This is a genomic window from Peribacillus sp. P4_B1 (assembly GCF_056402395.1).
This window is the reverse complement of sequence record NZ_JBFUHM010000018.1, coordinates 87,453-98,019: the sequence shown is the minus strand read 5'-3', so window position 1 is coordinate 98,019 and position 10,567 is coordinate 87,453. Positions and strand designations below refer to the sequence as shown.

The window sequence follows — 10,567 nt, the reverse complement described above, 5'->3', positions numbered from 1 at the left end:
ACTTTAAGGGGACTTAAAAAATTGTCGATGCAGGCGATGCTTATTTTCGCTGCCATTAATTTAAAGAAGATGGCCAATTGGACATGGCGAGGTCCAAAAATGGCCTAACATAGTGGGCTCGTAGAGCCCCAATCTCCTAACTTCAGGCAAAAATTCAAAGGGAATCTCAAAAAGGGGTTCGGAATTTTTTAATTCCGAACCCCTTTTGTCTACAAACTGAAAAATCCGACCAATTGAGGTCGGATTTTTTTTATAATGTTTTAGCAGTATCCGCCATATCCGCCGCCGTATCCACCGCCGTACCCGCCGGCACAACTACATCCAACAATGATTAAGAGTATAAACAATACGACTATAAAGGCGAAACCTCCACCAAATCCAATACCGCCACCGCCACAACTATTGCCACAACCTGACATATCTAAACATCTCCTTTTTTTTTAGGAGGAACTCAAATGGGTTATATATTCTTATGCCCTAATCTGGAAAAAGTTACTGATTGGCAAGCCTTTTAAATGTGCGATTCTTTACATTATCTTATATTTAAATTAGAGAAAAAAAGGTTAAAGAAATAAAAAGAAAAATTAAAATTAAAGGAACTGACAGATAGGGGCAAATTCTTTAACCCATTTATTACGTCTGATACACCATATTCGCCCCTTAATTCTCTTACTGAATTACCCGAGTGATAAAGATCTACAATGGTCTTCTTGTATTCATTATTATATTTCTTCCCTGTATTCTAACGTTCCAATACGAACACGTCCTCTCAAAAATCATTGACTTAACTAAAATACGTCCATGAAACTACACTAACTCCAACCTCTCCCCTTTTTAAAAAAGAACGCACAACACCGATGCTCTCACAAAGGAATCATACGTTTGGATTGTCAAACTAAATCAAACAACTTTTTTAAGGGATAATTTTTTATATTCTAGAGGACTTAAGTAGCCAAGAGTGGCGAACTCAGTCTTAATGATTTTAAAGGTCGCTTCCGCGACAGCGTTATCATAAGGGCAACCTTTCATACTTAGTGAACGACCAATCTCAATTTGTTTAACGTTTCGTCAATCAGTTTGTTTTTAAATTCATTTCCTCGATCTGTGTGGAAGAGCTGAATATCACGGAGGTTCCCTTTTATAGATGCAAACGCTCTTGCCACAAGCTTCGCGTCCTTGTTAGGTCCTGTGTTAATCCAATGATTTCACGATTAAAGAGATCGACAAAGTCACAAATGTAATGCCATTTATTTTTGACTTTGACATATGTTAAATCGCTGACCACTACTTTTTTCTCTTCTTCTTGAAGGAATTCCCGATTTAATGCCGAATAAGATTGATTGTTTTATATTAGTCTCTCCAGCAAGAATACGGTCAGGGTCTAAATTTGAAATGATTAAGAATATTTATCTTCCTTTAATCCTGTTCAATACTACTTCATCTGAAAAATATCTCAATAAAATTACAAACATTATGTCAACTAATAGTATGAAAGAAATTGATAAACTCATTATTGGAGATATATTTAAATTTATTAAACTTGATCAAGAAATGCCTAAATTAATGGAGAAGGAGGAATTAATGCATTACAGCTGTCCAACTTTGATTATCGCAGGAGAAAAAGATATCTTTTCCCAGCCAATCGATTAAACAAAGTAGTAAGAGAAATCATATCAAATTTAATTGCATTCAAAACATTGGATATGGGACATTTTCCTTCTGGAGAACATTTAATAGAAATTAACAATGAAATTAAAGAATTTTTAAATACTCACTACGAATATCGAGTTAAATAGTATTCGAGTACACCAGATTATAAAACTTATATGCTTATTCCAGAAAAGGGCGCTTTCCGGAGTAACGAAAAAAGTCCAATTTCTCAATTTAAATGCTGAGAAATTGGACTTTTTTATATTCACTTATAGTGCAAAATAACGCTTAAAATAGATGAAAATAACTCATAAAGTGACATACAGTCATTTTCCGATGAAGTTTGGTTTTCTTTTTTCGACGAAAGCTTTTATTCCTTCTTGGTGGTCCGCTGTTTGACGCATTTTCATTTGAGCAGCTTTTTCAATCTCAAGGATCTTAATTAATAGCGGGCGATTTTTTTCACTAAGAATCTTTTTCGTTTTAATCATGGCCTGAACCGGGCTTTGCAGCCATGATTGCACCTTCTTCTCTACCGCATGTTCCAAGGTTCCGTCTGCCACTTCATGAATGAGGCCCTTTGCTTTTGCTTCAAGCGCTGTAAGCACTTTACCTTCCCAGATCAATTCTTTCGCACCTACTTCACCAAGACGGCGTTCAAGGAAAAAGTGTCCGCCGCCATCAGGGATTAATCCAATCCCGATAAAATTCATCGCAACCTTACTGTCCGAATCGGCAATAAGGTGATCGGTTGCAAGAGCTATACTCAACCCAAGCCCTGCAGCTGCACCATGAATGGCACTGATGGTCAATTTAGGCATGAAGTATAGAGTTGTCACCAATTCACTGATTCCATCCATCAGTTCATCGAAAGCGTTTTCTTTTCCAGGCGCGAGCATCATCTTAATGTCACCACCTGCGGAAAATGCTTTCCCATTCCCTTTTATAATGACGACGTCCACTTTATCATTCTCACTTACTTCCTTAAGGGCATTAATGAAATCATGCAGCATTAACGGATTTAAAGAATTCATGGCCTCTGGACGGTTCATTGCAACAGTAGCGGTCCGGTCCGAATATGTGACTAAAACAGTGCCTGCAGGTAATGTCGATTCAATACTCAATTTATTTCCTCCTCTTTTGTTCTATGAATCTATTATATAGTTTTGATAAGTTGTCAGAATAGGGTGAAAAGTTTCAATTAAATAAACATATTATCACTTCTTGATATATTTATCCTGAAGCTGATCTCGCAAAGCCCTTTTCAGGAACTTCCCAACACCCGTTTTCGGAATATCTTCCAAAAAGACCACTTCATCCGGCAGCCACCATTTTGCAAATTGCGGCTTTAAAAATTCGATGATGTCTTCTTGGGACACCTGCCCCTTGTATTCGTCTTTCAAAACAACACAAGCAATCGGTCGTTCCTGCCATTTTTCGTGAGGCACTGCAATCACCGCCGCCTCAAAGACTCCTTCATTGGCCATTAATGCATTCTCTATATCAACGGAAGAAATCCACTCACCGCCGCTTTTAATCAAGTCCTTAGTCCTGTCGACGATTTTCACGAATCCTTCTTCATCAATCGTGACAACATCCCCGGTATAAAGCCAGCCATCTTTAAAAGTATCCTCTGACCGCTCATCCTTAAAATATTCATTCGCAATCCATGGACCTCTAATTAGTAATTCGCCCATTTCTTTTCCATCAGGTTTTACTTCGCCGTCCTGGCCGATCACTTTAATTTCAATCATTGGCGAGACAAGGCCCTGCTTGGCCTTCAACTCATATAGTTCTTCTTCAGGGAGGTCTTCCTGATAGCTTTTTGGTTTGGAAACAAAAACGAGCGGGCTTGTTTCAGTCATTCCATAGGCATGCAGGAATGGAATCCCGTACTTTTGTTCAAAGGTTTTAATCATGCTTTTTGGGGCAGCCGACCCTCCGCATAAAACTGCGCGAATGCTGCTCATATCATAGCTACCTTCTTCCAGCTCCTTCAATAGGCCCAGCCATATCGTCGGAACCCCTGCTGCAATTGTAACCTTCTCCGTTTCTATAAGCTTTGCCAAAATTTTTGGGGTGAAGTAGGGTCCAGGCAAAACCATCTTAGTGCCAAACCAAACACTGGCAAAAGGCATGCCCCAAGCATTCACGTGAAACATGGGCACGACTGCAAGGGCCACATCCCGTTCGCTTATTGCTGTAGAATCAGCAAGTCCCAATGCAATCGCATGCAACAAAATCCCGCGATGTGAATAAACCACACCTTTTGGATTCCCGGTCGTGGCGGAGGTATAACATATGCCGGCAGGAGCATTTTCATCCAAAGCTTGAATGAAGGGCTGTTTTGGATTCCCTTCGGCTAATAACTTTTCATAATGATAAATTGGTGAAAGGGTCGTTTCAGGCAGCTCATCTTTATCGGTCATTAAGATATATCCTTCCACGGTCGTTAACTCATCTTTAATCGCTTCTAACAGGGGGATGACATCCGGATCTATCAGTAATAATCGATCTTCCGCACTATTGATGATATAAGAAACATGTTGGGGTGAGAGACGCATATTAATTGTATGTAGGACAGCGCCATGACAAGGAATCGCAAAATAAGCTTCTAAATGCCGATGATGGTTCCAGGCAAGTGTTCCAACACGGTCACCTGTTTTAATACCGAATTTTTCAAGGTTACTAGCTAGCCTTCTTGTACGCGCAGCAATTTCAGCATACGTAAAAGTGTGAATTCCACCATCCGTACGCGAAACTACCTCTTTCTTCGGAAAATATTTTTCAGCTCTCTCAATGATTTGAGTCATGATTAATGGAGTATCCATCATTCCAATCTCCCCCTTGTATTGAAAACGTCTTCATTATATATTCGACCAGAAAAAAAATAATCCTTTATCCCTAGGTGCTTTTTACTTTTAAGACCATATTTTTTCGCTATAGCAGATTGGCTACCCTCATTATTTAAATAACTTTGGTCAACCTGAATCTTGAATTCCTCTGAATAAGTTTGAAATTTATCCCCTTTTTTAGCCATAATAAAATTCCCTCCAAGAAATTGTGTAACATCCATGTTTTTTCATGGACTTTTTACACTGGCTACTTTAAGGGGGAATATCAACCAGATCCTTTTTTTAAAATATTCTAATCGTTCACCCTGCAGTTCTAAGAATGTCGGAATTATAGGTCAACGGCCCGTTTTTAAGTTAAAGACAAAGAATAACGAGGCAACGACCTATTTTTTATGTTTCTTTCCAGAAAAAGAGGTAATAGTAAAGATACAATTATATTTAAAAGGGAGCTCATTTATGGTAAACAAGATAAACGAAGAACTTGAGGCATATTGTGCGAGCGAATATTCAAAGCTATCACGGGTGATCGTCTGTGAACCTCGTTATATGGAGATCCGTGAAATCATTAACGAAACGCAAAAAGAGTTTATAGAAAAAAATATCGATAAGGAACTTGCCAGGGAACAGCACGCCCAATTTATTAAGGCACTTGAACATGAAGGGATTGAAGTCATCAAACTTCCGCCTAAATATACATATCCAGAACAGGTTTTTACGAGAGATATCGGTTTCACTCTTGGCAATACCGTTTACGTAGCCGAGATGGCTACAGGTATCAGGCAGGGTGAGGAACTATTATTGAAATCCTGGCTCGAAACGAATGGTATCCCATTTTTCAACCTCCGCGAAAACCATATAGAGGGAGGGGATGTCATTATCGACGGAAAAACCATCTATATTGGAGTCAGTGATAGAACGAATGAAACATCTATTAAGCATCTCCAAACCTTATTACCGGAATACGAAATCATCGCGGTGCCTTTCATTGAAAAATTCCTTCATTTAGACTGCGTTTTCAATATCATATCACCAACAGAGGCGCTTATTTTTCCAGAGTCCTTTACAAAAAAAGAGTTGGATTTATTAGCTTCACGTTATGACATAATTGAAGTGACTATAAAAGAACAATTCACATTAGGGACCAATGTGCTTTCCATTGGGAATAAAAAATTATTCAGCCTCCCATGTAATAAAAAGGTAAATAGTCACCTTCGTGAACGCGGATACGAAGTCATAGAAGTTGATATAAGCGAAATCATCAAGTCCGGTGGCTCTTTCCGTTGTTGCACCATGCCATTATTGAGGACAACGAATAAGAAGATTGATCCAGCCTGAGAAGAATGAAAAGATTTTACCGTACTTGCCCTTTTGAAGCCCTGTTTAATTCAACTTTTTCAAACATTATTGTTGATTTTTGTACAAACAAATGAGACCGCTTGAGTGGTCTCTTTAATTTTATGGAGCTCCCGCATCTGTTTGAGGAACAAGGAATAATTAAGGGTTTAGTTCTTTTTTTAAAGCCTTGATTCCATCAAGTACACTTTTAAAATTTTCATCATTGTTCAATTTATTTCTTGCATGGAGCAAAACCGGTCTAACAGATTCCACCGAACGTCCAAAATCGTACATCCATTCATATCGAGGAACCATCCAAGTATGAAAATGGTGGAGAGTATCCTCATTGTAAAAATAATAAACATGTTCTATCCCTAGTACCTCCCTTTGAGCTTTTCTAATCTTGGATAATATGTTTATGTAATCAACCTTCTCCAAGTCATATAATTCATCAAAGCACTTAATATGGCGTTTGGATGCTAAAATAACTAAACCTACAATGGGATATGCAACGTCTTGGTGAGCATGAAAATACTCGGTTTCGACTATTGCACCACCATCCGCTTCTATCTCCCCATTCGTCAAAGCACAGCTTAAACATTCGATTTCAATCGTTTTTCCATTAAACAAAGTCATTTTCCTCATAAATCCCTCCAAAAGAGTACTTAATTAACTCTGTTGATTTTCGTTAATGTACATAGATATCTATAATCTGATAATAGAATGCTTGTTTTTTTGAAATGACAGGACTTGGATATCCACTTTCTTTTAATTAGTGCAGCAGTCTTAATAGAATTTCAGAATCCTTTCTATTTAACTGTACAAACTGGCTATGTTTATCCCGCGTCAATTCCACACTATTTTCTTCGGAATTAACCCAAACATAATACACGGGTATCTTCCCTTCATCTTTATCATCATTAAAATAAAAGATATAGTCCGCCTTAGGATGACCTTTCTCCAACTCGTATTTGTCCCAGTCAGCATTCTTTATTATCTCTTTTGTTTTTTCTGTTCTTTCAATCTCTATCTTTTCTTTATATGCTTCGAATTTGTAGTTTTTACCTTCATATTTTTGAATGGAAATATGTTCTTGCTTTGTTGTACAACCTGCGGTAAATGTTATTGATAATAGGCTAAGTGCAAGCAGGAATGGTTTCCTTTTCATTACATGTCATCTCCTCATACCTTAGGTGGATTATTTATCCAATATATTTCATTATACTAGTCCACTCAAAAGAGTAATAGGAATGTTTATCGTTTTAAGCAGTAAAAAAACCTCAAGTTTTTCACTTGAGAGTTCATGCCCCCGGTATCCCTTCGGCTATAGCCTGCGTTCAACCAAACCCAACCGAAAACCATGCTTATCACACCTGTCAATCGGATGAGTGAACGATTGACTTTTTTGGACAAAGAAATTTTGACAAAGGGGATACTTAAAATCGACGTGAACAGAAGCTTGCTAAACAGAGACCCACACCCATACCAGTATGATAATGTAAATGGTACCCTGCCAGGCTGCTTAACGAGGAAAGCATTTCATCGAGATCTGTAATGATTTTCCCATCCACTTCATGTTTCAATAATAATGAGCCCAGATGACTATATCCTTCCAATAAGAGTACAGAGTCCTTCTGATCTGAAGGATTCGAAAAGCAAGTGATCCATTATCAGCCTTTTACCATCAAAATCAGCTCGGTTTCCTGCATTGCCTGCTCAACCATCGTTTTGTATACCTTTTTCGCCGACTGTGTCGTCAACATCATTGTGGCCCCTTCTTCCAAACCTTTTGAAAAGACATATCTAAAGTTTGATAATATTGAAATATCCTTGCTATAATTTCAAGAGATAGTCTTTATTAAAAAGAGATTGAAAGGGGAATGTAAAATGAATTATGTAAAAAATCAGCTAACGGTTATGCGCGGCAGTCTTTTAAAAGAAATCGAGGGAATCAAACCAGAGTTCATGGATGTGCAGCCTGAAGGTTTTAATAATACAATCCATTGGCATCTTGGACATGTCCTTACTGCAGCCGAAAATTTTTTATTGAAATCCAACAGTGAATTGCCAGCGAATTACAGCCAGCTATTTGGATATGGCTCAAAACCCTCCGACTGGACCGGGGATGTACCTTCCGTTGAAGTTTTAAAGCAACAGCTGCAAGAACAACTTGGCCGACTTCTTGAAATTCCTGAAGAACGATTGACAGAGAAAACAGCAAAGCCTTTCAACGGAATGGAAACAGTGGGGGAATTCATTAATTTCGTAGTCCTGCACGAAGCCAATCACATTGGACAAATTCATGCAATGAAACTCTTACTAACTGATTAAGCCACAGGCTGTCACTCTGAAAATGGGTGACAGTTTTTTTTATGAACAAGGATTTGCTTTCATACATAATAGGAGTTACATATATGAACCCATTAAAGTAACGCTTCTAATTTATTAGAGGGGATTTTTTTGAAATGACCATTGATCTCATTACCCCTGACTTCCAACCATTTAACCATAGGGTTTCAACAACACCATTAAATGGCATCTAGGTCACACCCTGTTTGTATCGAAAAAATTCTTTCTTGACCACCCTAAAAGTCGGCAATTTTTTTCCTGCGTAATATGCTGATTCATTCGCTAAAGGCACTAATTCTTCCGAATGGATAAACGCCGTTCCAGCCATTGAAGTACTGAGTCGACAATTCAAAGAATAATACGACCTCCTTCTCTCCATTCCCGAAGAACGCCTGAATGAAAAACTAGAGAAACCTTTCAAAGGTTTTATAACGTATGGCGAAATGGTCAATCTTGCGGCTATTTGACGAAAACTTTTCATATGGGTCAAATTCTGCGCTTCTGCGAAGATCGATGTTGCAGGCCAATTATCAAAAGGAGCCCCCGCTAAGGCGAGGGCTTTCATTTTTTCATTCTTTCTCCGTACACGTCTTCTCAAGTCATCTGGTCCTGGTTATTCATATAATCACTGTATGCTTTTTCCGCTGCGGCTTCCGAAGAGAACAATGCATCATCATCTTCAATAGTATGAAATGTATCGTTCAAGAACAAGGCAACTGCATTTGGATCTTTGGGATGCGGGACAATTTCCGCTGCCCTTATATTCGAAACGGTAGGAACATGGGGATTATTATAAATCACAAACACCTCGTCTCCGACTTGAACCTCTTTCGCGTTGATTACACCCATTGAATTCTTCCTTTCCATTACTGATTTCCTTTAGTTTATGGAAAGATGCTTAGAATTATTTATGACAAATACCAGGCCGCGTAAAGCGGAATTATATGAATGGGGCCCCTTCTATATGAAGGAGCCCGACATTCACTTAAGCATATTCATCTTCTGCAGAAAATCGATTGGATGCTGTTTCCGGAAAAATTCCCTTAGCATGTAGGCCACACCATCTTGATCATTGGAGCGCGTCACCCATTTTGCCATTTTCCTAACTTCCTCATCCGCATTGCCCATGGCAACACCCAGACCAGAACAGGCAATCATCTCCATATCATCCAATCCATCTCCAATCGAGACGATTTCCGTTCTTTTCACCTCTAAATGATCAGCTAAATACAATACACCACTCCATTTAGAAACACCCTTTGGAACAATTGTCAGCTTATGTCCTGGATGCAAGATTGCATCTACCTCAGGGAACATTTCCTTTATTAATTTCAGCATATCATTTTGATCACTTTTTTCTGAAAATATTATATCCATTTTCGTAGGGGCCATCGGCTGGTCAATGAGCTCTTCACTGATATCATCCACATAATTTTGCGCATAAATATTTTGATCATTCAGATACATAACCGTTTTGCCAAGTAAATTCTCCGGGAGGTTCACCCGATTTCCCAGCGAGTATTTTTCATGGACGAGCAAAATTTGGCACGTGGCCTTTTCAAGCATTTGTACAAGCTCTGCAGTCAGTTCTTCTGAAATTCTTTTTACCATAATGGGCTTTTCAATGGAAGCTCCGACAAAAGCTCCTTGCTGAGCAACGATCATCGGATTTATTTTTAGGGCTTTGGCCACTTTTTTTGCTGAATGATAGTTTCTTGACGTTACAAGTGCAACATGGACACCTTTTTGGTGTACATAATCGATTGCTTCTTTAGTCGATTTATTTAAACGGCCATTCGATTGGAGCAATGTCCCGTCGATATTGACCGCAAGTAGACGATATACCATGCTGATCTCCCCCATCTGTAGTATCCTCTTTCAAATTTATGACAAAAATTTAGAGAGTAGAACAAATAGTAGCTCATGCCCCTTGCATACGGTACATTCTTGGGAACAAAAAAACTCCCAACCATTTTAGAAGGGAGTCTCCAACTCTTATTGCTGTTGCTCAGGCAAGCCATATAAATCTTCAAGCGGCTTCATGATAATTTTATTGAGGTCTGCGATCACCATGCTCATCCGTTGTTCAGCTTCCATCAATTGTGAAATGGTTGGGTTTTGTTGGACAAGCTGTACCGTCTTTTGTGCTTGCTCAACCTCTTCTGGAGCGATCTCCTGTCCCATCATTTGCTTTTGCTGCAATGACATCTGCAGATTGCGGAAGTTTTCAAACATTCCTTTTGTTGCTTCATCAGAATTGACAAGATCATATAAGCGTTGCAAGTCGGCATATTCATTACTTGCCCTAATCGCCTTTTCCATTTCGTACGCTGCATCATATACGTTATTCATTTATTTCCCCTCCCTGTAATCATTGT

At 38.8% G+C, this 10,567-nt stretch carries 14 protein-coding genes and 1 pseudogene; 3 read left to right on the top strand and 12 right to left on the bottom strand.

Features of this window, described 5'->3' with window-relative positions:
• Window positions 1-260: 260 nt before the first annotated feature.
• Together AC1DVK_RS12820 and AC1DVK_RS12815 are read right to left on the bottom strand one after the other, a co-directional pair.
• Window positions 261-419 (bottom strand): YjcZ family sporulation protein, encoded by a 159-nt coding sequence (locus tag AC1DVK_RS12820; RefSeq protein ID WP_081108718.1) that lies wholly within the window; start codon window positions 417-419, stop codon window positions 261-263.
• Window positions 420-900: 481 nt separating this feature from the next.
• Window positions 901-1,330, bottom strand: a pseudogene (locus tag AC1DVK_RS12815) (transposase); the annotation flags it as partial.
• Here AC1DVK_RS12815 and AC1DVK_RS12810 point away from each other — a divergent pair.
• Window positions 1,324-1,650 (top strand): hypothetical protein, encoded by a 327-nt coding sequence (locus AC1DVK_RS12810; RefSeq protein WP_477626612.1) that lies wholly within the window; start codon window positions 1,324-1,326, stop codon window positions 1,648-1,650. The pseudogene AC1DVK_RS12815 and the gene AC1DVK_RS12810 sit on opposite strands and share 7 nt — an antisense overlap.
• Window positions 1,651-1,976: 326 nt before the next feature.
• Here AC1DVK_RS12810 and AC1DVK_RS12805 read toward each other — a convergent pair whose 3' ends face one another.
• From AC1DVK_RS12805 to AC1DVK_RS12795, 3 genes are all read right to left on the bottom strand, one after another.
• Window positions 1,977-2,768 (bottom strand): enoyl-CoA hydratase, encoded by a 792-nt coding sequence (locus AC1DVK_RS12805; RefSeq protein ID WP_061465994.1) that lies wholly within the window; start codon window positions 2,766-2,768, stop codon window positions 1,977-1,979.
• 99 nt (window positions 2,769-2,867) lie between these two features.
• Window positions 2,868-4,484, bottom strand: coding sequence for a long-chain fatty acid--CoA ligase (locus AC1DVK_RS12800; RefSeq protein WP_477626611.1), 1,617 nt, complete (start codon window positions 4,482-4,484; stop codon window positions 2,868-2,870).
• Window positions 4,481-4,690 carry a transposase gene (locus AC1DVK_RS12795; protein WP_410864211.1) on the bottom strand — a complete coding sequence of 70 codons (210 nt, stop codon included), beginning with the start codon at window positions 4,688-4,690 and terminating at the stop codon, window positions 4,481-4,483. Before AC1DVK_RS12795 ends, AC1DVK_RS12800 begins: the two co-directional genes overlap by 4 nt.
• A 271-nt stretch (window positions 4,691-4,961) precedes the next feature.
• Between AC1DVK_RS12795 and AC1DVK_RS12790 the strand changes: the two genes are divergently transcribed.
• Window positions 4,962-5,840 (top strand): dimethylarginine dimethylaminohydrolase family protein, encoded by an 879-nt coding sequence (locus tag AC1DVK_RS12790; protein ID WP_176432072.1) that lies wholly within the window; start codon window positions 4,962-4,964, stop codon window positions 5,838-5,840.
• 159 nt (window positions 5,841-5,999) lie between these two features.
• On the opposite strand, the gene AC1DVK_RS12785 is transcribed toward AC1DVK_RS12790, so the two are convergent.
• From AC1DVK_RS12785 to AC1DVK_RS12775, 3 genes are all read right to left on the bottom strand, one after another.
• Window positions 6,000-6,485 (bottom strand): HIT family protein, encoded by a 486-nt coding sequence (locus AC1DVK_RS12785; RefSeq protein WP_410864213.1) that lies wholly within the window; start codon window positions 6,483-6,485, stop codon window positions 6,000-6,002.
• A gap of 127 nt (window positions 6,486-6,612) precedes the next feature.
• A complete protein-coding gene (locus AC1DVK_RS12780; protein ID WP_089364928.1) occupies window positions 6,613-7,008 on the bottom strand; it encodes a hypothetical protein in 396 nt (131 codons plus the stop codon).
• Window positions 7,009-7,276: 268 nt separating this feature from the next.
• A complete protein-coding gene (locus AC1DVK_RS12775; protein ID WP_477626610.1) occupies window positions 7,277-7,423 on the bottom strand; it encodes a hypothetical protein in 147 nt (48 codons plus the stop codon).
• A 304-nt stretch (window positions 7,424-7,727) separates the two neighbouring features.
• On the opposite strand from AC1DVK_RS12775, the gene AC1DVK_RS12770 reads away from it, so the two are divergent.
• Complete coding sequence (locus AC1DVK_RS12770) at window positions 7,728-8,171, top strand: DinB family protein (RefSeq protein ID WP_410864215.1); 444 nt, start codon at window positions 7,728-7,730, stop codon at window positions 8,169-8,171.
• A 208-nt stretch (window positions 8,172-8,379) separates the two neighbouring features.
• Here the strand turns inward: AC1DVK_RS12770 and AC1DVK_RS12765 are convergent, their stop codons facing one another.
• From AC1DVK_RS12765 to AC1DVK_RS12750, 4 genes are all read right to left on the bottom strand, one after another.
• A complete protein-coding gene (locus tag AC1DVK_RS12765) occupies window positions 8,380-8,541 on the bottom strand; it encodes a hypothetical protein (protein ID WP_477626609.1) in 162 nt (53 codons plus the stop codon).
• A gap of 242 nt (window positions 8,542-8,783) precedes the next feature.
• Window positions 8,784-9,056, bottom strand: coding sequence for a transcriptional regulator SplA domain-containing protein (locus AC1DVK_RS12760; protein ID WP_477626608.1), 273 nt, complete (start codon window positions 9,054-9,056; stop codon window positions 8,784-8,786).
• 114 nt (window positions 9,057-9,170) lie between these two features.
• Window positions 9,171-10,037, bottom strand: a complete 867-nt coding sequence (locus AC1DVK_RS12755; RefSeq protein WP_477626607.1) for a Cof-type HAD-IIB family hydrolase — start codon at window positions 10,035-10,037, stop codon at window positions 9,171-9,173.
• A gap of 147 nt (window positions 10,038-10,184) precedes the next feature.
• Window positions 10,185-10,541 carry a YlbF/YmcA family competence regulator gene (locus AC1DVK_RS12750; protein ID WP_061461998.1) on the bottom strand — a complete coding sequence of 119 codons (357 nt, stop codon included), beginning with the start codon at window positions 10,539-10,541 and terminating at the stop codon, window positions 10,185-10,187.
• Window positions 10,542-10,567: the final 26 nt, after the last annotated feature.